Below are 22,354 nucleotides of genomic sequence, written 5' to 3'. Positions count from 1 at the left end.
TTAGCGGTGTTTTGCGACACGCATATCGCGTGCCTCCGGGTTCGAACCTTGCTCGCCGCCGCGGCCGGCATGAGGATGCTTACCGGCGCGCAGCACCTGCTGCTGATTGCGCAACCGTTCAGGCGCCGCCCTGCTCGATCGCACGCGTCAATGCCGCCAGCGCGGCGCGGCTGCCTGCCGGCGCGACGCCCGCAGCGACTTTGTGCAGCATCGCGCGCAACGCTTCGGCAGCCTGCTCGAGCGTGCTCGCCGCCGGCGCGCCGACGATGACGTGGGCGCGCACCGCCGGCGTCGATACGCCGGCGTGCGCGCGGCGGCGCCACGCAAGCCCGAGCGCATCGGCAACCAGTGCCACGTGGCCAAGGCCCAGCGCGCACGCGGCGGCGCCGAGCCGGTAGGCGGCGTCGCCCGCCTGCAGCGCTTCGCTCGGATCGGCTTTCTCGGGCTGATCGGCCGCACGGGCATGCTCGGCCAGCGCCGAAATCGAGGCATCCGCCGTCTGCAGGAAATCTTCATAAGCATGCGCGTTGACGGTCAACACGCCCAGCTCACGCGTCAGCGTGCTGTGGGTCGCGCTGATCGCCTGTGCCTGCACGGCGCCGGCTTCCCAAAGCATTTCGGATGCCTGGGTGCCCGCAACATGCCAATCGACCGTCAGGCCATAGTCGTGCAGCACGTCGACCTGATCGGCGTCTTCCGCCGCAGCACCGTACAACGCGTAGTCGCGCCACAGCAGCGCCAGCGTCGCGCGCACCAGCGAACGCGGCGCGCGCTCGATGCCGCGCGCGTGATCGGCCAGTGTCAGGTTGCAGCGCGCATAGAAACGCCGCGCGTCGGCTTCTCCGGCGGCGCGGCCGCTGACGCGCAGCGCCTTGGCGCAAGCTTTGGCGAGGCGCCAGAAATCGTAAGGGTCTGGGCCGGCAAGTTCGGTCAGGACGACGTCCAGTTCGTCGAGCGCCGCGTTCGTGAACGCCAACGCGGCACCGCTGTTATCGGGCTGCGCGCGCAACACGGGCAGCAGCGCGCGCTCATAGCGTGCCCGCAAATGGCCCAATTGATCCGCGGACTGGGCATGCAGCGATACCGGCGGCACCGGGCGCGCGCTCAGCGCGAGGTCTTCGAAAGCGGCGGGCGAACCGGGCGTATGCTCGGACAGACGGGTACAGAGCGCGCGATAGTGGTTGAACAGAGTGGGCGAACAGGACAGCTCGCGCAAGTTGTGGCGCTCGAGCGCCGCGCGGAAATCGCGCAACGCCGCGCCGAACACGGGCCGTGCGCTGCCCACGTCAGCGGCGTTAGCCGGTTCACCCTCGTCGGCCAAAGGCGAAAGCCGCACCAGCGCGTCCGCGAAGCGCTGCGCGCTCAGCCAGCCGGCCTCGCGCAATGCGTGCGACGCACGCAGCAGCGCCGCAGTGCTCTCGCTGCGTTGCTCGAATGCCAGCAGCGCCTCGGCCAGCGCCAGCTCCGCGGAACGCACAGCGCCGCCGCGTGGATTCGGCAATGCATCGAAGGAATCAGGTGCAGCGGATCGAAGAGTCATGGCAGGCGACAGGAAGCTGACGGGCCGCCGCTTTGCGCCGCACGAGAGACTGCTCGGCTAACGCGCGAACTGGCGACAGGACAATGACAGACTACCGCTGCGACACGGCGCAACCGGCGACGTTCCGTATCGACGCGTTGGGGTTGCGTTGTGAACGCATGAACCGCGTTCGATCCGGCCTGCGCCGCCTGCAAAACGCCGCGCCGCAGGCACACGGCATAGCACGCTACTGGACACCGCCGCTTGCCCCTCGGACCTCAGATCTGGACCATCTCGAAGTCTTCCTTGCGCGCTCCGCATTCCGGGCAGGTCCAGTTAATAGGAACGTCCTCCCAGCGGGTGCCCGGCGCAATGCCTTCGTCCGGCAAACCGGCTTCTTCGTCGTAAATCCAGCCGCAAATCAGGCACATCCAGCTTTGATATTCCATTCTTGTGTCGCGTCGTAAAGTCCGGGGAAACGGGAGCCATGATGGTACCGTGTTGCCGCCCCAATGCCTAGCAATCAGAAACGCGCAATCGTAGTGTGCGGCGCCCTTTGGCTATGCGGCTTGCGTCGGTTTGCCGAAGAATGCGAAAAAACGCCTTCACAACGGTTTAGGCCGCATAATTGAGCCAATTGCGCACCCTCTGCGCCTAAATACAGCCCCTTTTTGCAAATTTTCATGCCCAGCGACACGCCTCCGATCGTCCTCACCTTCGGCCTTTCCGATCCCACCGGCGGCTCCGGCCTGCAAGCGGACCTGATGACCCTTGCCAGCATGGGCTGCCATGGCGTCTCCGTGCTCACGGGTTACACCGTGCGCGACTCGGCAAGCTGCGACGAAGTCACCGGGCTCGACCCTGAAGTGGTCGCGACCCAGGCTCGGATGCTGCTCGAAGACATGCCGATCGCCGCGTTCAAGGTCGGCGGATGCACGCGCGCGGAAGTGGTGAGCGCGATTGCCGAGGTGGTCGCCGATTACGACGACATCCCGCTGATCCTCGCCCCCGACTTCACGCTCGACGACGAACACGTGCTCGCCGCCGACGAACTGCGCGAAGCGATCGCCGACCTGCTGGCGCCGCAAACCACCTTGCTGGTGGCCGATTCGGCCACGCTGCTCGCCCTCGCCCAGCCGGACGGCGACGCCGAAGCGCCGAGCCTCGACGCAGCGATTTCGCATCTGCTTTCGCAAGGCTGCGAGTACATTCTGTCGACGGAAACGGGCACGCACCGGCTCGTCAATACGCTGTTCAGCGAAGACGGCCAACTGCGCCAGGATATGTGGGACCGCGGCAGCCATCGGATCATGGGCATCACCGATACGCTCGGTTCCGCGATTGCCGCCTTGCTGGCCAACGGCCAGGAGCCGGCGGAAGCCGTGCGCGAGGCGCAGGAGTATCTGTATCAGGCGGTGCGCAACGCATTCCGGCCGGGAATGGGTGCTTATATGCCGGACCGCTTCTTCTGGGCCCGCAGCAGCGACGACGACACGCCGCCCGCGGCCGGCAAGGACGCGGCGCCGGGCGAGGCGCGGCACTAAGCTTCGACTGCATGAGCGGCAGGCGCATGGCAAGCATTACAGCTGTAATAAGACGGCATCCAAAAAACCCGCATATCTGCGGGTTTTTTCTTTTCAAACAGCCCTCTACCCTCCACTTCGGTGTAAATACACTTTCGAACTTGTAATAAAACGTTACAACGCACCTCTTGTCGTCAGGTTAAGCTTTACGAATCGTAATCCGGTCATGTAAGCCTATGTCTTCGCCGATTCCAGTTCCCCTGCCCATGGGGGCCTCGGACGATCCCCGCACTTTCCTGCAACGCGTCCACGGCGAAGTCACTACCCGCGACAGAATGCAAATATTCCGCCACAAGCCGGTTACGATCTGGCTGACCGGGTTATCCGGGGCGGGCAAGTCAACCATCGCTTTCGAACTCGAACAGCGACTCGTATCGCTAGGCCACGCGTGCTATGTCCTCGACGGAGACAATATCCGCCACGGGTTGGCATGCGATCTCGGTTTTGACAAGAAAGACCGGCGTGAAAATATTCGCCGAGTGGCGCACGTGGCTCAATTGATGAACGACGCGGGCCTCATCGTCATCACAGCGCTTATCTCACCCATGCGCGAAGACAGAGCGATGGCGCGCGAGATCGTCGGGCCCGGCAATTTCATCGAGACCTACCTGTCAGCCTCCGTCGACGCTTGCGCCCGTCGTGATCCCAAAGGTCTCTATGCTAAAGCCCGGGCTGGCGAGATTGCGTCGTTCACCGGGGTATCCGCACCCTATGAAGCCCCGGCCGACCCCGAGTTGAAAATCGACACCGCAACGCAAACGCCGGCCGAAAGCGTAGCGAAACTATTCACCTACTTGCGCGATAACTGTCTGGCGGATCCCCGCTGAGCGGCCCACGGAACGTCTCACCGCTTGCCCCAAAAGAAAAAACCCGCGTTTTTGCGGGTTTTTTCTTTTGGAAAGCACGCCTCGCGGCGCACTTCCCCATGTGTTTCCAACTGAGCCTCTGACGAGAGAGGCCCAACCGAAATTACATGTCCATGCCCATGCCGCCGGGCATACCGCCGCCCATCGGAGCATCTTCCTTCGGCAGCTCGCAAACAGCTGCGTCGGTCAACAGCAGGCCAGCGACTTGCTTGTCCGGGTTGCCGATTTCCCAACATATAAACAGAACGGGTTTTCTCACACATATCACCAGCATTCAATCGGAGCCCCATTACCTCGCTGGCGGTTTCGTCCACGCCTCAAAAGGGACAATCGCAACGTGCAATAGCAGATGACGGTCGTGTAAAAGCGTCGAAATAGGCGGTTTCGCACATATGTGACAAACCGTGTTGATTAGGATTATCGGGATTGCTCCAATTTCTCATTCGGCTAGAAAAACGTGAAAACCAAAATTACCCATCCCGACCGAATCAAACCAAACGGTTTAGACACCGAACAAATTGCTGCGCTTAAAAAGCGCGGCTTCAGTTCGTTTGAGAACGTTGCATTCCCCGAGGAAATTGCTGAACTGAGAAGCATCTGCGAGCAACTGATATTCGCCGGTACCGGCGCGCAAGAAGGCGCGCTGTTTGATTTTGTCGGCGAGAATCCGCTCGCGTCAACCGCTCTTACTCAATTGCTTACGCCGAGTAACTTCAATCCGCGGTTGCGCCGGATGGACTATCACAAACGTCTTGACTCGCTGGCTAAACAGATTCTGGGTCCCCGCGCGCGGATTGCAGGAGATCACCTCTTCTACAAACCGCCAATAGCCGGCCCTGAGACCCCGTGGCATCAGGACGAAGCCTTCCACGATCCAAGGTTCTCATACCAGGAAGTGAGCTTCTGGCTACCACTGCAACCAGCCACAGTCGAGAACGGCTGTCTGCGTTTTATTCCAGGTTCGCACCTCTGGGGCGTTCAGCCTCACAGGAAACTCGCGGGCAAGGAGCGTTCACACGGGATTGAATGTTACGACGGATTCAATCCTGAAGACGCAGTCTTTTGTCCGGTGCCGGTTGGCGGGTGCACGGTGCACCTGGGTCGTACATTGCACGGAGCCGGACCGAATGTCACGGCCAATGCCCGCATTGCATATGTAGTTCTCTTCGATGTTCCTGCTACCGTTTCAACCGAACACCGCGAGTTCAACTGGCTAAATCAAACAACAACGCGCGACGAGACTGAACGTAAATGGAAACAGGGCTACGGAAAACTCATCGCTTTATATCGTCGTCTAGTGCGACGGAACAGTACCGATCCTTATCGCTTATATCATGGCCTTAAACGCCGTTGGTGGTCTTTGATGCAAAGCCGCAGGCGCTTATAGCACGTTGTCTTTTGCTGTGATGACTGCCCGAAAAAGGAAACGGCCCAATCGGAATAAGCCGATTGGGCCGTTTCGGGCAGGCTGACCATTATTAAAACCCGCATTTCTGCGGGTTTTTCTTTTGGGGTGCACGCCTCGCGGCGCAGCTCCCTATGTGTTTCCAACTGGGCCTCAAATGAGATACGAGTGAGGCCCAATCGAAAATTACATGTCCATGCCCATGCCGCCCATGCCGCCGGGCATACCGCCGCCCATCGGAGCATCTTCCTTCGGCAGTTCGCAAACAGCTGCGTCGGTGGTCAACAGCAGGCCAGCGACCGAAGCTGCATTTTGCAGCGCCGTACGCGTCACCTTCGTCGGGTCCACGACACCTGCGTCAACCAGGTCGACGTACTCGCCGGTTGCTGCGTTGTAGCCGAAGTTGCCTTGGCCAGCAGCAACAGCTGCCACCACGACGCTGGCTTCTTCGCCACCGTTCGTGACGATCTGGCGCAGCGGCTCTTCCATCGCGCGCAGCACGATCTTGATACCTGCGTCCTGATCGGCGTTAGCGCCCTTCAGACCAGCGATTGCCGTACGTGCACGGATCAGTGCGACGCCGCCGCCAGCCACGATGCCTTCTTCCACAGCTGCGCGCGTTGCGTGCAGTGCGTCTTCGACACGTGCCTTCTTTTCCTTCATTTCGACTTCGGTCGCAGCGCCGACCTTGATCACTGCAACACCGCCAGCCAGCTTGGCCACGCGCTCTTGCAGCTTTTCACGGTCGTAGTCCGACGTTGCTTCTTCGATTTGCGTGCGAACTTGCTTCACACGTGCTTCGATGGTTGCAGCTTCGCCAGCGCCGTCGATGATCGTGGTGTTTTCCTTGCCCACTTCGATACGCTTCGCTTGACCCAGTTCAGCCAGCGTTGCCTTTTCGAGCGTCAGGCCGGTTTCTTCAGCGATAACTTGACCGCCGGTCAGGATCGCGATGTCTTCCAGCATGGCCTTACGACGATCGCCGAAGCCCGGAGCCTTGACAGCAACCGTCTTCAGGATGCCGCGGATGTTGTTCACAACCAGCGTAGCCAGCGCTTCGCCTTCGACGTCTTCTGCGATGATCAGCAGCGGACGGCCAGCCTTGGCGACTTGTTCCAGTACCGGCAGCAGATCACGGATGTTCGAAACCTTCTTGTCGTGCAGCAGCACGAACGGGTTTTCGAGCACGGCAACTTGCTTGTCCGGGTTGTTGATGAAGTACGGCGACAGGTAGCCGCGGTCGAATTGCATACCTTCGACCACGTCCAGCTCGTCTTGCAACGACTTGCCGTCTTCAACCGTGATGACGCCTTCCTTGCCAACCTTGTCCATCGCTTCAGCGATACGGTCGCCGATCGACGAATCGCTGTTCGCCGAGATCGCGCCGACTTGAGCGATTTCCTTGTTGGTCGTGCACGGCTTGCTGATCTTGCGCAGTTCTTCGATCGCGGCCGTCACAGCCTTGTCGATACCGCGCTTCAGGTCCATCGGGTTCATGCCCGATGCAACGTACTTCATGCCTTCGCGGACGATTGACTGAGCCAGAACCGTTGCGGTCGTGGTGCCGTCACCTGCGTTGTCGCTGGTCTTGGAAGCCACTTCCTTGACCATTTGTGCGCCCATGTTCTGAAGCTTGTCTTTCAGTTCGATCTCTTTCGCGACCGAAACACCATCCTTGGTGACCGTCGGGCCGCCGAAGCTGCGTTCCAGGACAACGTTGCGACCCTTCGGGCCCAGCGTGACCTTCACAGCGTTAGCGAGGATGTTCACGCCTTCAACCATCTTGGCACGGGCGGAATCACCGAATACGACGTCTTTAGCTGCCATCTTCTAACTCCTTGAATTCTTTGGGATATGACCGGGAAAAGTAGCGACCAGCGCTTACTTCTGCACCACGGCCATGATGTCTTCTTCGCGCATCACGAGCAGTTCGTTGCCGTCGACCTTGACGGTCTGGCCTGCGTACTTGCCGAACAGGACGCGGTCACCAACCTTCACGTCGAGTGCGATTTGTGCACCCTTGTCGTCACGCTTGCCCGGGCCGACTGCCAGGATTTCGCCTTGATCCGGCTTTTCCGCTGCGGCTTCGGGGATCACGATGCCCGACGCAGTCTTGGTTTCTTGATCCAGACGTTTGACGATCACGCGATCATGCAAAGGACGAAGGTTCATACATACTCCTCTCTTGATTGAGACTGAAGAACGCTGAGAAAACCCGGCTGGCTGAGCCAGCCGGCGATGTTGTTAGCACTCTCGTGCAGCGAGTGCTAATTATATGGACGGGTGGTGACAAATTCAAGAAGGGATGTGGCGTTGATTGTTGTCGAGATTTGCTCAACTTTGAACTTTGTTCACTTAAGTTTGAACTCGCGACCTGCGTCCGGACACCGCAACGGCGCGCACTTTCCATAAAAAACAATGACTTAGAACCCGAGTCGCCGTGCTGCAGGGTTGTGCACGCTGCTACGAAACCTAGCCGTTTCTGACGAAGTCGCCTCGCAAAACTTAGTGATCAACATTCGGTCAAGGGTAAACCCCTGGAATCGAAGCGCTCTTCAGTCATGCTCGGGGAATTCGAAAAACATGATGCGGCCCGCGGCCGCGACCCTATCGCTCTCCTCGTGCAGCCGCTCAGGATTCAGTTGCTCGATCAATTCATCCCCGAGCAATGCGATAACGACGGCGTAAAGGTAGTCGCTGTACAAGCCCGCGACCTTCACTACCTCTTCCATAACGGCTTCAAACGATTCACCAGCATCACGCTTCCCCGTTAAGCTGGGTAAACTCGCTATTGCCGCAAGTTCAGACAGGTGGAATAGGTTGTGGCCGTGGCTTTCACTCATGTACATCACCAGTTCGTCGTCACTCAACGGCAATATTTCTAGGTCGGAAATTGAGAGGTCGGCCGAGTAGTGAAACGCGTGGCGGTTCCGGAGACCGTGAATGATCGAACCCTTGGCGAGGCAATTCGTGAGTTGGCCTCGTATGTCGCGACCCTCGGCAGACAGCGATGCGTCAACAAGGTCATTGATGCCATTGCGGAGCTTGTCCCAGCCCTCGTGCATCTTGCCTGCCAGCAATTTGACGATAAGCAGTGCCAGCGAAATAGTGGCCCGACGCTCTGGTTCGCTAACGCCGTTAGGTATGCGTACAATAAGCAGCAACCTGACCAACCAGTTCAGCTCGTTCATGAACAAGCCGACGCGCAACAATGCAGAACTGCGTTGTTCGGGCATATCGCGCAACGCACCGCGAGGCAGCTTGACTTTGTACACAATCGGCAAGGGCATAGCAATATCGACTAGTCAACATGACGTCATGCTACAGCGTCTCACCGAACGGTCTGCTTCGAGTGATCAGGACGGACAGAAAACGGAGTGAATGGCTATACGGAGAGACGGTCTGCCCACAATCCCTATCCAGAAAGGCTTTCAAGCCAATAAATCGGAAAAGTACCCGTATAGGTACCCAACATTCTCGACTGCCGTGCAGACCGCCTGTGTCCGCGCGCTGCGCGGGTGAATATACCTATATCACGTCCGGCCAGAGCTAAAACTCTTGGGGAGACAATCTATGCATTTCCGACGAAAGCCTTACTGCATAAGGTTTTCGCTGCCCCCAAGTGTGTCTCCCGAACACCGATTTTCTTGGAGACCCTGTGGAGACAAACGACGGCTGGCTGCGCCGAATTGCCGGCGCTCCGGTTGGTTGCATAGGCCGTCAGCGTCGGCGGTCCGCTCGAATGCCCCTCTGGAACGTTCCGCGCAAAGAAATCCCCACGACGACGCCGTCCAAGCGACCGGTGTGGGAAAATGCGTTCCCATACGAATGATCAACCAGAATAAACATGGCGCAGCTATATAACCAAGACATGCGAGCGGCCGCACGCAGACACTTCGAGGCGGCTGAGACCCTTCGGCCCACGAGTCGGGCGGACGTGGCCGGTTACATGTATGGGATCGCTGCCGAGGCTGCGATAAAGTCTTTAATGCTCCAATCAGGGATGCGCCCACGGCCGGACACACGCGACGATCCGTTCTATGCTCATTTCGAAGGTTTGAAGACCTTGTTGCGCGACACAGCATCCGGTCGCTGGGCGGCAGAATTACGCCGTTTCAGCGATAACAACGCTTTCATGCAATATTGGGATATCGCGATGCGGTACTCGGACGGCAAAGAGATACGACCAGAGTGGGTGGAGCGTTGGCGTCGTGACGCCGACGATGCACTGCAGATTATGATTACGCGCTGAGGGAACGATGACAGTTCGATTTGATGACAGTTTGCCGATGGCGGCGAGCGTTATTCGTGACCAATTTGGCGAAGACATTCTCGCGCGCGCAGTGTTCGTGCGTGACGCGACCGGGAAACTCTCCGTCGTGCTCGATGAGGTTATCGAAGAGCCTCGCATAGAGAGAAGCGAAGCAGTTCTACGCGCGGCGTTAGGAACGTACGCGCGATCGGATCGTCTTCTAGCGGACAAAAGTGGCTTTGGCGTTGCTCGCCTTCTCGATGAAGCAAAGGGCGCACTATATGTCTCAGTAAACGGTGATCGCGTCCGAGTGATCGAACGGAGAATCGTAGGTGTGGATTGGCTTCGGCCACCAAGTCCTGTTGCCGGTTCTGTGCCTCGCGTGGTCTTCGGTAGCCTCAAAGGTGGCGTTGGCCGATCAACGGCTCTTTGTGTAATGGCAGCTCATCTGTCTCGCAGGGGACTTCGCGTCCTTTGTGTCGACTTTGACCTGGAAGCGCCTGGCATCGGCTCAATGCTTCTAAGATCGAATGAACTACCGGAATTCGGTACGTTGGACTACTTCGTCGAGAGTGGCTTGTCACCGATTGATGCTGGCTTTCTGAATTCGCTAGTCGGTGATTCATATCTCGGACGAGGTGGGGCGCGCGTCGGCGTTGTACCAGCTATCGGTGCACGGACCGCAAAGCATGCAGGCAACGCTATTTCGAAACTCTCACGTGCGTACCTGGAGGAGATTAGAGAGGATGGTTCGACGCTTACCCTAACAGACCGCCTGCGCCAATTGGTCGACCTTTTAGAGTCAACCTCGACGTTTGACGTATTGCTTCTTGATGCACGCGCGGGCCTCCACGAATCAACCGCTGCCGCGATACAGGGGCTTGGAGCGGACATCCTGCTATTCGGAACGGATCAGCCGCAAACATTTTTGGGCTACTCGCTGTTAATGCGGCACCTGGCTCAGTTTCCCGTGGACCAGCGGGACGATTGGCGCGAGCGCTTACGATTTGTGCATGCTAAAGCGCCGGACGTGGAAGCCATGCAGATAAAGGCCGACGAGCGATTCACCGACCTTTATCGAATGCTTGGGACGCAGGAAACTGAAGCCGCTGGCGATGAGCAAAATTTGACCGCTGAGGATTTCACTTTCGATTGGGAAAGTGATGACGGTGCTGCAAATGACGTTGTGGGCGAGCAATTCACCGCCCCCCCCATCCTCCGTATTTTGGATGACGCAAACTATCGCGATTTCGATCCAGTCGACCGAGGGTCGCTGCTCGAACACACTTCGTACCTCGCGACATTCGGCTCACTTATCGAATATAGCGACGAAATAGCGGAATCGATTCTTTCATCAAAAGCGACATGACAATCGACTATTACGCCATTCGCACTGCACTCGGCTCGTTGGATGCGGCGGCTGCGCATCTTGCGAGCGGTGAAGGCCGTCCGCAAGTCCAAGAGATATTTTCCCCGGAACAGCACGCGGGGGCGCTCGATCCTAACGTGACAATTGTTCTGGGCGCACGCGGGTCCGGAAAAACGTTCTGGACAGGTGTATTGGGGAGTGTGGAGACTCGTACGGCGGCCGCCGATGCCTATCCACACCTTGGCCTTACGCGCGTCGACGTTTCCCTCGGATATTCTGGTCTGGCGCACGACGGATCGGTGAGTCGTCAAACCATTGACTCACGCGTCCCTGTCGGCGAAGAACCAACTCGTGGAGTTTTGCTGTGGCGCTGCGTCGTTTTGCGAGCGATGCACAAGGCACTTTCGGCAGAAACGGCTAACCTCACCATTGGTGAGATGATGGAGCACTACTCCGATCCCGAGCTATGGGAGCGTGACAGTTATGCGGCCGATAACATGCTATTAGATAAAGGCCTTACAGTGATCGTTCTCTTCGATGCGCTGGATAGCCTTTCATCTGACTGGGAGCGTCTACGACGCCTTATTGATTCGCTGCTTGAAGTCGCGTGGTACGCGCGGTCATCCCGATCCCTGCGAGTAAAGCTATTCCTTCGACCGGACCAGATGAGTGACCTCGGTCTCCGATTTGTCGAGCTACCGAAGTTGCTGGCTGGAGCGGCGCGTTTGACCTGGAATCCTACCGATTTGTACGGTATGTTTTTTCAACGACTTGGTTCTTTTACCGAGCTCAAGGGACGCGACTCATTTTTCGAGTTGTTGAGAGAAGAGTCCGTCCCGCCGCCGCCGCTGGATATCGCCTCAAGAAGACGATGGCCTCTCAGTCGTGACAAAAGCGTGCAAGCCCGTGTATTCCAGCGGATAGCCGGTCTATATATGGGTGCGAACAGCAAGAAAGGCCGCACCTATGATTGGCCGCTGCGCCACTTGGCCGATGGACACGGAGACGTCACGCCACGCAGCTTTCTAACCTTAATGATTGAGGCTGCGCGCGTCACCACTTCGCCGCCCAATCAGGTCATTTCCGCAGAAGGGATCAGACATGGGTTAAGGCAGGCGTCACGCGTTCGCGTGGACCAACTTGATCTGGAATTCCCGTGGATCAAGAGGGTCCTTGCACCATTGTCGCGGCTGACCGTGCCGTGCAGCGAAACTGCGATCACTTCGCGCTGGCGAGAAACGGAGACACTCGAGGCGATCGCCCGAAGAGCCAGCGAGGGCAATTTCCTGCCGCCCTTTAAGAAGACCGCGGAGGAAGGCCAACAACGTGAAACGCAAATGATCGAAAGTTTGGTGCGCATCGGGGTCTTGGTCCAACGCGCAGACTTTCGTTTTGATATGCCTGATCTGTTTCGCGTCGCCGCTCGTCTCTTGAAAAAAGGTGGCGTCACGCCGCACAGACCCGAGATCTGAGCCCCCTTGGGACCGGCATCTTTTGCGAGGCGGACTCGTGGATTCTCAGGATGGTTTGTCTGCTAGATGCTATGTGGGAGGGCAGCGACAGAAAGCCCGACTGGAGTAAAACGGGACTTGCACATTCGTTTTCTCCGAAGGAGCACGCAAATGGATACGCCTGACACAGCCCTCCGTGGGCAGAATACGACGGCAGGTGGCCGCCTGTACATGGCTTTTGAGCTGGGCGAGAAGAACTGGAAGCTCTCACTGGGTGATGGCCAGCGCGCGCCCAGCCGCTTTACGGTCGCCGCCGGTGATACCACGGCGGTTCTCACCGCCATCGCCAACGCCAGGGCGCGTTGCCATCTCGGCGCCGACGCACCCGTCTACAGCTGTTATGAAGCTGGCCGCGACGGTTTCTGGCTGCACCGCTGGCTGGCTGAACAGGGCATCGTCAATCTCGTGGTGGATTCGGCCAGCATCGAGGTGAACCGCCGTGCGCGTCGCGCCAAGACAGACCGGCTTGACAGCGACAAGCTGCTGTCGATGCTCATGCGCTATTACGCGGGCGAGCGGCGCGTGTGGGCGGTGGCACGCATTCCCACGCCCGAGCAGGAGGACGACCGGCGCCTGCACCGCGAGCTCGAACGCCTGCGCAAAGAGCAGACCGCGCACACCAACCGGATCCGCTCCCTGCTGGTACTGCACAACCTTCGGGTCCGGTCTGTCGGCGGCCGCATCTGGACGCACTGGTGGACCCGTCAGCGCGAGTTGCTGGCGCCCGGTCTGCGCGCCGAGATCGACCGCGAATGTGAGCGGCTCGCGCTGGTGCACCAGCAGATCCGCCTGCTCGAAGTGCAGCAGGAGCGGCAGGTGCGTAGCGGCGCACATCCCGGCATGGCGCTGCTCGCACAGCTTGCCGGCATCGGTGCAGGCAGTGCGTGGACGCTCGTCAGGGAACTGTTCGGCTGGCGGCAGTTTCGCAACCGCCGCGAAGTGGCCGGCTGTCTGGGCCTGACGCCCACGCCGTACGCCAGTGGCACCAGCGAGGTTGAACTCGGTATCAGCAAGGCGGGCAACCGGCGATGTCGCTGGCTGATGGTCGAGCTCGCCTGGAGCTGGCTGCGCCTGCAGCCCGGCAGCCAGCTCAGCCACTGGTTCAACGAGCGCTTTGCCGGTACCGGCAAGCGGATGCGGCGCATCGGTATCGTTGCGCTCGCACGCCGTCTGGCGATCGCCCTGTGGCGTTACTCAAGTGGCGCGCGATTGCCGACCTGGCGCACGCTGCTGACAATCGACGAACAGGTCTTTGAGAATCGGGGCTTCCGGGCGAGGCACAACGAGACAGTACGCTCGACGTTTGTCCGGTTTGGCGACAGTCGTTTGTCCGGGATGGATCTCGACGAATCCGTCGACTGGCGACGTGACGACGACAACTTGCCAGCCGTGTACCTGCTCGTGCGCGCACTAGTACAGGCCGACGCTACCGATGTGGCCACTCAGGACTAATGCGCCGATATCGTCAGCGAAACGGATGTCCTCCGCTACGTCAAGCAATTAGGCTAATTAGCGAAAGCCGCAAAATAAGGTACCGTAACAGCCACCGCCCATTTATTTGATCGCGCGTGTGCGCGATATTGGGCAAGAAGACTGCGCGATGTAAGATCATTTCGCGCGCGATTCGAAGGATGGTGCGACGGAGGGTAATACCGCCGAGACGTCGGCGGGCATGGGTGTCCCCGGGATGGGCAGGTCACGGTAAGTACTAGCGGGGGGGGAAATGGTCTCGGATGTGCTTCAATAGCCTCTTGGATGCTGGCGAGTCGAGCGAAGGAAGCTTTTGCGCCGGAATATCCTCGGGCTGGGGCGCAGTTGCCTTGGCAAGTGCGCCCAGTGCCTGCGAAGTATCCATAGGGGTCACTCGCGGAGGGGCAGTACGACGGACTGCTGTGACGGCCGGCTTTTCGAGCAAACTGGCGACTGCTGAGACGTCAGCGCCGCCAGCGCTGTCAAGAATCGGCGCACTAAGATCGTACGTGGTGAAACCGTCATCCGGCGTAGCTTTGATCAGAAAAGGGCTGTAGATGATGTCAGTCGCACCTTCCTCGTTGATCGTGTCCTTGATGTGTTTCCTCGCGATCAACGAACACCTCAACTGGAGGCGACCGACAGTCGAAGCGCGACCACAATGCGCTCTCACAAAACAACATCGGTCAATCGCGCGAAAAATTTAGCGCGCATGTCGATTTTCTTAGGAAGAACAGATCGTTCCCACGACACCGGTTCGTAGACCGTCTAGCTAACGAAGTCGTTTCCTGATCCCCGCCTCCGTATCTTCACGGTTTGCTTCCTGCTCGTAGGTCCTCACTATTTCCGCCAACAACTCCGACGAAACAAATGGGTGTGAATATTGGAGACTATCCGCCCAAGCGCGATATTCGTCCGCGAGCGCGCGCTCCTGACCACCTCCTTCGGCGCGCCAATGGGCTCCGCGTGCGTTATAGCGACCAACCCGAGCGCCAGACATCACGTTCCTAGATTGCACATCCTCCATAACTTGCCGAACAGGCTCGCACGGCCAGACACCATCAGCACCGACTGGAGCCCGAGCGAGAAGTTTTCCAATACATTGATCGGCGATTTCGAGACGACCAAGTTCGCGGCACGCATTTCTCACTTTCTGAATCCAGTCCAAGAGATTTTCTGCACGCAACACCCCGAAATCATCATGCCCCGGGATGCGCTTAAGGCCATCAAGCAGCTTGTAGCCCCGTTCCGCAAGCAGTTGCGCCTTATCCGGATCGGTCACCCATTCCAGCGGATCGCTTCCTTCATCTGAACGCCTATAGCTCCAAACAACCGCCTGTACGAATAAATCAGGATGAGTCTCAACATATCTTTCCAAATTCGGAATTGCGGATTCGCCACGGTCGCTCCACGGCCGGCCGAGAACCTCGATATACGCAAATTCAAGGCCGGCCATTTGATCGAGAGTCAGTGCCGAGCTCTTGTCCAGAAAGGAAAACGCCTGCTCGACGTAATAGGAATCCAGTTGATATTGACCCGGCGCATCATTCCCGCCCGCTGCCATCTCACTCAACAGTCGAAACAGCAACTCGGGACCCACCGCCTCGAGCTTGAAGTGGATATACGCGAATGCGGCTCGCGGACGTTTCGCTTCAAGCAGGCGCTCAATTGCTTCAGTGGTTTCGCTTTCCTCGTGGCTAACCCAATTTACGGCTACATCGCTCCAGTACGCCCGACTGCACTCCTCTTCCAGCTGATCGACCATTCTCCAGGTGGCGGATCGGAACGGCGCGAGTAACAGCAACGTCGTGAGTTGCGTTTGGGTAAGTTCTCTTTGCAAAATCTCCAAGACGCTCGCGCTTCGCCCTTGGAATTGTAGGGCGTTGAGTGCCCCAGAGATTAGGTTCTTCATAGCCCATGATGGGTTGCCATGCGTGTTTGTCAACGCCGCGACCAAGAAGTCCGGAACATCCTTCTGCGGAAGCAGTCTCTCGATCACGAGCCATCCGATTGTGTATGCTGCCTTCCCCATCTCCGCAAGCTTGAGTACTCCTGCAAGACCACGTTCATCGAAAATCTCCACCAAGGCTCCCGCCCGAAGCCTTGCGATTCGCTCTTCGCGAGACTGATAATCCGTTGCCTCATCCTGAAATTCGTCAGCTGACTCTTGAACCCACTGCTCACGGAACAGCCACTCGTACTTGCTCAGAAGCTCACTTGGCTCCAGCGACTGATACATCGCTTTAGCATCGGCCGAAAGCTTTGCAAATTCGGCATTCTTTGCGCGCACCGCACTCCATGGTGACATGAAGGTCACGCGAATCTTTTCGCGAACGAATGCCTTGTCCTGGTCTGATGCACCCGCATCCGACCAGGATCTCACCAAGATCCAGACCTTGTCTTGGTCTTCCTCGGATAAACCTTGCGTGCGCTCAATCAGGTCACAAAGCATTTCAGGCGTATATCCACCGTCCCAGTTGAGGGCCATGTTGATCATCGCGCGGACAAACGCGGTGATTGGCTCCCAAGTCTCGAACGGTTCACCAAAGCCATAGGCATCGTTACGCCAAGTAGGCTTGTGGCTGTAGTCCCCAGTACCCGCACCCGAGGAAAACTGAGCGACGCTGATTCTCCACGCAACGGTCGGAAACTTGCGCGCAAGGAGTTTCATCACGCCGACGCGTGCTTCGTAATCGGCTGCGGTCTGCGGCATCCACGCGCGAAAGATCGACTGCAGGGAGTGGATGGGTTTGTTGACCCAGTTGTCGTTGATTTCAATGCCCGCGAGCTGCGCCAGGATTAGGGCAGCGCGAGGGAGAGTCTCCGGACTCCAAGCCAGACCCTCGAGCGCCCAAAGCAGCCCTGTTCGAGGACATCCGTTTCCGAAAATGCCTGTGTCAGCCGGCCTCATGAGGCCATAACATGCTGGATCTCCTGATTGCAAGTCTTCTGCCAAGATCGAAAGAAATTCGGCCGGCGCAGCTTCGGCGTAGGCGGTTAAATCTCGGTCATTCGCTTCAAGGATACGAGTTTTCAGCGGTGTCAGCAGTCCTCGCACGAGGCGCGCTACCGCGGCCTCGCAGTCAAAACCAAGGCGGAACTGAAGCAGGTTATTCCCATGTACAGCTAAAAGGACCAACGTCTCGGAGATGCCCTTTCGCAAGACCGCAGAAAATTCACGGGACTTACCACGAAACGACGCCATCCAGCGGTCAGCTTCTGGCAGGTCCAACGTAGGATCATCTTCTCCCAGCACCTTCCTCGCAATTTCGAAATAGCGCTGAAGATCCTGCGTTGTGATCGTGGCCGCAATGGCAAACAATAGGTCTATTTTGGAGATTACACCCCTGTACGTACCCACGGACCACAGAGGAGCATCGTTCAGACGGACCAGCCGCTGGCACTCCTTCTCCAATTTTTCATAGGAGTCCGCTCCTCCGAGTTGCATTAATGCGGCCTGGTCGGCAGCGTTCGTTGAACTCCACGCGCCAACGAACAGAAAGGGAATCAACCGGGTCGCAGTGTCATGATCAGTCGCCCAGTGTGGCGCGGACACAGCGGGGACGTTCGCAAGCCTGCGTCGAAGTACCGTGAGAGACCGCCCTGAAGCATTGCTAAAGGATGCGACGTCGTCGCGCCCACACCCCATTTCCTCAAGCGCCTTGCGGAATGCCTCATGGTTTAGAGGTTCCAGGACGACGTGTGGGGTGGCGTTTGCAGCGTTGCGCGGATAGACAGCAATCGTCTGCATCGAACGAGCGAGAGGCCCGAATTCGCGCTCAACATCAAGATTCGTCGCAACAGCGACGAATTCCTTCGTGCCGTGGGCAAGTCTGGGTAACACCCCCGGTTGGTCAAAGACCAAGACCCGGTCTCGATATTTTTCGAGTTCGTCGCCGCCAGCAGGTCCGAAGATTTGCGCGAGAAATGCCAGCGCCTCCTCGATGGAGTCTGCGGCGATTATCGTGGGCCCATCGGGCTGACCGGAAAGACGCGACACCAAGGTCCGTCTCGCGCTCTCGATGGCCGGCAGGAACAGCGATCCGACGAGCGGCGGATTCGCTACGTCAGCCCAGTCTGTCCAGCATCTGTCGAGAGACCGAACGTTACTAGCATCCCGGAGCGTCTCGTTTGCAAACCACGCCTGTGCGGCGACGGATTGTTCCAGCCATTGCTCCAGATCACTTGAGTCGTATGCGCGAACATCTGCCCACTGCCGCTTGGCTTGATGCTGCCTGACCCATTCAGCCTTTCCGGGCCAGTGCCGCGGAGTGACGAAGACGAAGGTTATCTGATCGCGCTCTGCCTTCGTAATCGCCTTCACGCTTTTGGCGTAATCGCCATCCGCTTTGTCCTTAGGTTCTTTGTTTGTGCCAAATTCCCAACCCGAACGCCCGACTGGGATCCACTGTGCCGGATGTTCTGCTTCGACGTAGCCGTCCCAGCCGTGGCGTTCCGCATCGTCGTTACCCGGGAAATCTATTTTCGAAATCCCGTTACCGGTGGAATTAACGAGCGTCCGCAAGAAAACCGATAGTCGAATTCGAGCACGTATATTCCGTTCAACCCATTGTTCAATCTCGATCGCCTTGATACCGAGAAAGGGAGCCACATACGGCCTGGCGTCACTGGGCGCGCCTTTCGCCTTGGCCAACGCGGCATCAAACGTTGACTGCATGTCCAGCAAATGCTGCGCAGAAATACCAAAGGCAACTTCAATGCGTGACGCCATCTCTGGCGTCGTTACGACGCGCCCATTAAGAAAATTGGAAAGAGCCGGCCTCCCGACACCCACGACCTTTGCGGCGGCGACGACCGACAGACCATTAGGGGTCAATACGGTATCGCGAACATATCTGCCCGGATGGATGGGACCGGCGACAACATCAAGTGAAGGTTTCGGCATGCGGCTCTCCCTAGAACATGCCGAAGTGTAGCCTGTAACGCTACACAATACAATTGAGTCTAACTTGCTGCAGCAGCACATCTCATCTGACCCGCAGCCCCCTAACGGAAAGTTCAAAGTTAAATGAACCAAACGCCAGATAGTTCAAACTTAAGTGAACCATGAGTTCTAAGTTGCCTGAGCAACACTCGTGGACAGCCTTATCCTAGCGACATGACCGGTTCAAAGTTAAGTGAATCTCGACAGTGGCGTTGATTGTCGAGATTCGCTTAAGTTTGAACTTTGTTCGCTTAAGTCTGAACGCCCGGGCCGCATCGGAACGCGGCCACCACAGATTATTCATAACAAAAACAATAGCTTGCGCTCGGATCATCACGTGCTGCCGCGCGTGCCTGGAGCCGGCCGCTGCAACTTTTCCGAGCGTTGCCCGGGTGCGCGCGGCCGCGATTTTCGCAACCCCAGGGAAATCCCCAGCGCCCCGTCGCTGACATAACCCGGTCGAATGTAGTCCGGAAACCAGGTCGCAGGTCTACAGCGCCTGGTCGCATCCGACGAACGTGGCGTGACGTTCCGCCGGAAGGATTACCGGGCAAAGGGACGAGCACGCTATAGCACCGTACGTTTTTCATCGTCCTCTCCTGACGGCCCTCATCGCGCCCTGGGTTCACCCTGGTTTTTGCGCCGTTTCCCGCCATCTCGCATCAAAGTGTCTTGAATGGACAGCAGGATGGCGTTTTCGCGCGCTATCCGAGGCATTGCTTCGGCAATCTGCGTGCTACGCTCCAACGAACAACCTTCGCGACAGTAAGCCGCTGTTCAGCGGCAGAATCAACAGCCAACAGGACACGCCGCGAAGCGCAATGGCCAATGACAAAAGCGAAACATCGCTGGGGGAGTGAATGCGATGGCATTTAAAAAATATATCGTACTGACGCTAATGGTGATCAGCAGCGCTGCCTTCGCATGGCAGCCACTCACCTATCCAATCAAAAGTCAAAGCCCTTATCAGCAAGGCGCCGACCGCGCGCTGTGCTATGCGGAAGCGAACCGGGTCACCAAGGTCAACACGGTGCGCGAATCGCAGATTCCACCGCCTGCTGCACCTGCCCGCAAAGCCTCGTCGACCGGCGTACCGTCGAGTCCGCCCTTACCGTCCCACACCATCTCTGCTGTGCCGATGAGCGCGAGCATGCCCGCCGCCGCGGCCGAGCCCGGCGCGCGCGCGCCAGCGGCGACCGCAGCAATGGCCACGGGCGCCTCGGCGGCGAAACCGGCAAGCGCGCCCACGGCGGGCACGCCAGCCACCGCCGCGATGGCGGCTTCGGGGACGATCGCTGACCTCGGCGCATCGGGGGCGGCGATGGCCAGTTCGTCACAGGCAAACGCGGCGTCTGGCGTGAAGCTGCCACCGCTGCCGGCACCCGAGCCGCCCATGACACGGTATTGGGCCGCGTATGGCGCATGCATGCAGGCACGGGGTTACGTCGTCACCCAGTAGTAACCCCTGCATGCAAGTCTTGTTGCCGTGCCCTGTTCTTCGAATCGTGGCGTCGACATTCGACGCCCATTAGCGAGCTGGCCATGCTTAGCGACACGACCTCCAATCAGCAAGATTCCCGGCGATGCGGGCAGTGCGGTGCGCCGCTAGCCGGCCGCTTGTCGCCTTGTGCTTCGTGCCGGGCTCTGCCGGTCGACACGTTCGATGCACGCGCCGCATCATCGCGGGAATTGCGGGCTCCGTTGAGTCATCCTCGGTCGATGCTCGCCACGACACTGCCGCCGCGCAGAATCTGGAACCCGCGGTCGCGCGCACTGGTCAAGCGCTACGACTCGATCGAAGAGCCCGTGGCCGCAACGAGCGTCTATCGGCGGTTGCGCAAGCCCATCGTGGTGGGGGCGTCGGTGCTAGTGGCGACATCCGCCGTCTATCTGGGTTTCGTCCACGAGGACGACTCGCGCGTGGGTACGCAGATCGCGGTCACCGGCAAGGTGCAGTTGCAGAACGGCGAGCCGTCCATTCCCGTTGCCGGACGGCCTGGCGCGGTCGCAGCGCAGCGGCGGCAGCCGAGCGTCGTCCCGCAGCGGCAGCCCGCCGTCATCGCGCAGCAGCAGCCCGCCGTCCTCCCGCAACGGCAGCCCGCCGTCATCGCGCAGCAGCAGCCCGCCGTCATCGCGCAGCAGCAGCCCACCGTCCTCCCGCAACGGCAGCCGGCCGTCATCGCGCAACGGCAGCCCACCGTCCTCCCGCAGCGGCAGCCCGCCGTCATCGCGCAGCAGCAGCCCGCCGTCCTCCCGCAGCGGCAGCCCACCGTCATCGCGCAGCAGCAGCCCACCGTCCTCCCGCAACGGCAGCCGGCCGTCATCGCGCAACGGCAGCCCGCCGTCGTCCCGCAACGGCAGCCCACCGTCCTCGCGCAACGGCAGCCCACCGTCCTCGCGCAGCAGCAGCCCACCGTCCTCCCGCAGCGACAGCCCGCCGCCGTCCCGCAGCGGCAGCCCACCGTCATCGCGCAGCAGCAGCCCACCGTCCTCCCGCAGCGGCAGCCCACCGTCATCGCGCAGCGGCAGCCCGCCGCCGTCCCGCAAAGCCTCGCGTCGTTGCATTCCTCGCCAGTTACACCACCGGTCGCATCACCACCCGCGCAGCGCCGCGTCGCGCTGGCAACGCCGGATCCCAGGCGCGCCACCGTCAATCAGCCAATCAGCCCGGCGGATAAACTGCTCGCCGATGTGTCGAGGAATCTGAGAGCCGCGCGTGCCAGCCTGCAAGCGAACAATCTGTCGGCAACAAAAACGCGCCTCGCCGCAGCCATCGCCGCACAGCCTGACAACCGCGATGCACTGCGCCTGCGCGCCACGGTGCATACACTCGAACAGCAGCGCGACGCGCTACTCAGCCTCGCACGCGGCTGCGGTTACATCGGGCGTTGGACGTGCATGTCGCGCGACGCCGGCATTGCCCTGCAGATCGATTCGAGCAGCAAAGCGGCACAGCGTCTCGCAACACAGGCGATGCGTGAATCCGAACTCCAGATCGAGCCGCCGATCGACGCTGCGCCTGAGCAGTTGCCCGACACGCGCGACGTGATCGCGCATCATTGAGGTCGGAGCCTCAACCACTCCATGCAGCACAAGACGCGCATCGGTCACCTGCATGAGGACTTCCCGAAAAACGCGCACCGTCCCTACAGTTGATTCTTCACCGCCGCATACCTGCCGATCCGCGCGGCCTGCGGAGCAGCGCCACTGGACCCGGCGCCGTCGGTGAATGAAAGCAGCGCGAGGTCGCCGCCGATGAGACCACGGTCATCGATGAATGCGAGCCGATGGCCGGCACGCAGTCCGTCACACCTTGGCATTGACAGCCCTTGCCCCGGTCGCCAAAACCCAGGCAACCAGCGTCGAGTGCGGTCCGGGTAACTAACAACCAGGGAGATTCCTTCACACAATGGTTCGGTGCACGACGTCCGCAG

17 protein-coding genes and 1 pseudogene are annotated in these 22,354 nt (G+C 59.3%); 9 read left to right on the top strand and 9 right to left on the bottom strand.

Features of this window, described 5'->3' with window-relative positions:
* Window positions 1–118: 118 nt before the first annotated feature.
* Window positions 119–1,540: a hypothetical protein gene (locus P3T22_RS10970; protein ID WP_429324957.1), complete on the bottom strand. Its 1,422-nt coding sequence runs from the start codon at window positions 1,538–1,540 to the stop codon at window positions 119–121.
* A 257-nt stretch (window positions 1,541–1,797) separates the two neighbouring features.
* Window positions 1,798–1,968, bottom strand: coding sequence for a rubredoxin (locus P3T22_RS10965; protein WP_006047743.1), 171 nt, complete (start codon window positions 1,966–1,968; stop codon window positions 1,798–1,800).
* Window positions 1,969–2,202: 234 nt separating this feature from the next.
* Here P3T22_RS10965 and P3T22_RS10960 point away from each other — a divergent pair, with 234 nt between their 5' ends.
* Together P3T22_RS10960 and cysC are read left to right on the top strand one after the other, a co-directional pair.
* Complete coding sequence (locus P3T22_RS10960) at window positions 2,203–3,063, top strand: hydroxymethylpyrimidine/phosphomethylpyrimidine kinase (RefSeq protein WP_063494925.1); 861 nt, start codon at window positions 2,203–2,205, stop codon at window positions 3,061–3,063.
* Between the two features lie 215 nt (window positions 3,064–3,278).
* Window positions 3,279–3,929, top strand: a complete 651-nt coding sequence (gene cysC, locus P3T22_RS10955; protein ID WP_429324956.1) for an adenylyl-sulfate kinase — start codon at window positions 3,279–3,281, stop codon at window positions 3,927–3,929.
* A gap of 142 nt (window positions 3,930–4,071) precedes the next feature.
* Here the strand turns inward: cysC and P3T22_RS10950 are convergent, their stop codons facing one another.
* Window positions 4,072–4,227, bottom strand: a complete 156-nt coding sequence (locus tag P3T22_RS10950; protein ID WP_429325109.1) for a hypothetical protein — start codon at window positions 4,225–4,227, stop codon at window positions 4,072–4,074.
* A 198-nt stretch (window positions 4,228–4,425) separates the two neighbouring features.
* Here P3T22_RS10950 and P3T22_RS10945 point away from each other — a divergent pair, with 198 nt between their 5' ends.
* Window positions 4,426–5,355: a phytanoyl-CoA dioxygenase family protein gene (locus P3T22_RS10945; protein WP_429324955.1), complete on the top strand. Its 930-nt coding sequence runs from the start codon at window positions 4,426–4,428 to the stop codon at window positions 5,353–5,355.
* Window positions 5,356–5,559: 204 nt separating this feature from the next.
* Here P3T22_RS10945 and groL read toward each other — a convergent pair whose 3' ends face one another.
* The 3 genes from groL to P3T22_RS10930 form a co-directional block, all read right to left on the bottom strand.
* Window positions 5,560–7,200: a chaperonin GroEL gene (gene groL / locus P3T22_RS10940; protein ID WP_063494923.1), complete on the bottom strand. Its 1,641-nt coding sequence runs from the start codon at window positions 7,198–7,200 to the stop codon at window positions 5,560–5,562.
* 54 nt (window positions 7,201–7,254) lie between these two features.
* A complete protein-coding gene (gene groES, locus P3T22_RS10935) occupies window positions 7,255–7,545 on the bottom strand; it encodes a co-chaperone GroES (RefSeq protein WP_007178996.1) in 291 nt (96 codons plus the stop codon).
* 383 nt (window positions 7,546–7,928) lie between these two features.
* Window positions 7,929–8,663: a hypothetical protein gene (locus tag P3T22_RS10930; protein WP_429324954.1), complete on the bottom strand. Its 735-nt coding sequence runs from the start codon at window positions 8,661–8,663 to the stop codon at window positions 7,929–7,931.
* A 557-nt stretch (window positions 8,664–9,220) separates the two neighbouring features.
* Between P3T22_RS10930 and P3T22_RS10925 the strand changes: the two genes are divergently transcribed.
* The 4 genes and pseudogenes from P3T22_RS10925 to P3T22_RS10910 all read left to right on the top strand — a co-directional run.
* A complete protein-coding gene (locus tag P3T22_RS10925; RefSeq protein WP_429324953.1) occupies window positions 9,221–9,625 on the top strand; it encodes a HEPN domain-containing protein in 405 nt (134 codons plus the stop codon).
* A gap of 7 nt (window positions 9,626–9,632) precedes the next feature.
* The gene (locus P3T22_RS10920; protein ID WP_429324952.1) at window positions 9,633–10,994 is read left to right on the top strand and encodes a KGGVGR-motif variant AAA ATPase; all 1,362 of its coding nucleotides are present in this window, start codon (window positions 9,633–9,635) and stop codon (window positions 10,992–10,994) included.
* Entirely contained in the window at window positions 10,991–12,466 is a 1,476-nt protein-coding gene (locus P3T22_RS10915; RefSeq protein ID WP_429324951.1) for a hypothetical protein, read from the top strand. The genes P3T22_RS10920 and P3T22_RS10915 overlap by 4 nt, the downstream gene beginning before the upstream one ends.
* A 150-nt stretch (window positions 12,467–12,616) precedes the next feature.
* Window positions 12,617–13,720, top strand: a pseudogene (locus tag P3T22_RS10910) (IS110 family transposase); the annotation flags it as partial.
* Window positions 13,721–14,747: 1,027 nt separating this feature from the next.
* Here P3T22_RS10910 and P3T22_RS10905 read toward each other — a convergent pair.
* Window positions 14,748–18,881, bottom strand: a complete 4,134-nt coding sequence (locus P3T22_RS10905) for a HigA family addiction module antitoxin (RefSeq protein ID WP_429324950.1) — start codon at window positions 18,879–18,881, stop codon at window positions 14,748–14,750.
* A gap of 904 nt (window positions 18,882–19,785) precedes the next feature.
* On the opposite strand from P3T22_RS10905, the gene P3T22_RS10900 reads away from it, so the two are divergent.
* A complete protein-coding gene (locus tag P3T22_RS10900) occupies window positions 19,786–20,379 on the top strand; it encodes a hypothetical protein (RefSeq protein WP_082854919.1) in 594 nt (197 codons plus the stop codon).
* A gap of 407 nt (window positions 20,380–20,786) precedes the next feature.
* Here the strand turns inward: P3T22_RS10900 and P3T22_RS10895 are convergent, their stop codons facing one another.
* On the bottom strand, window positions 20,787–21,485 hold the full coding sequence (locus P3T22_RS10895) for a hypothetical protein (protein ID WP_429324949.1): 699 nt from the start codon (window positions 21,483–21,485) through the stop codon (window positions 20,787–20,789).
* Between P3T22_RS10895 and P3T22_RS10890 the strand changes: the two genes are divergently transcribed.
* The gene (locus P3T22_RS10890) at window positions 21,480–21,983 is read left to right on the top strand and encodes a hypothetical protein (protein ID WP_429324948.1); all 504 of its coding nucleotides are present in this window, start codon (window positions 21,480–21,482) and stop codon (window positions 21,981–21,983) included. The two genes, P3T22_RS10895 and P3T22_RS10890, sit on opposite strands and share 6 nt — an antisense overlap.
* Window positions 21,984–22,066: 83 nt before the next feature.
* Here P3T22_RS10890 and P3T22_RS10885 read toward each other — a convergent pair whose 3' ends face one another.
* The gene (locus P3T22_RS10885) at window positions 22,067–22,240 is read right to left on the bottom strand and encodes a hypothetical protein (protein ID WP_429324947.1); all 174 of its coding nucleotides are present in this window, start codon (window positions 22,238–22,240) and stop codon (window positions 22,067–22,069) included.
* Window positions 22,241–22,354 lie beyond the last annotated feature (114 nt).

Origin of the sequence: Paraburkholderia sp. GAS348, from assembly GCF_050434205.1 — a bacterium.
Lineage (GTDB): Bacteria > Pseudomonadota > Gammaproteobacteria > Burkholderiales > Burkholderiaceae > Paraburkholderia.
This window is presented reverse-complemented; position numbering and strand designations above follow the sequence as displayed.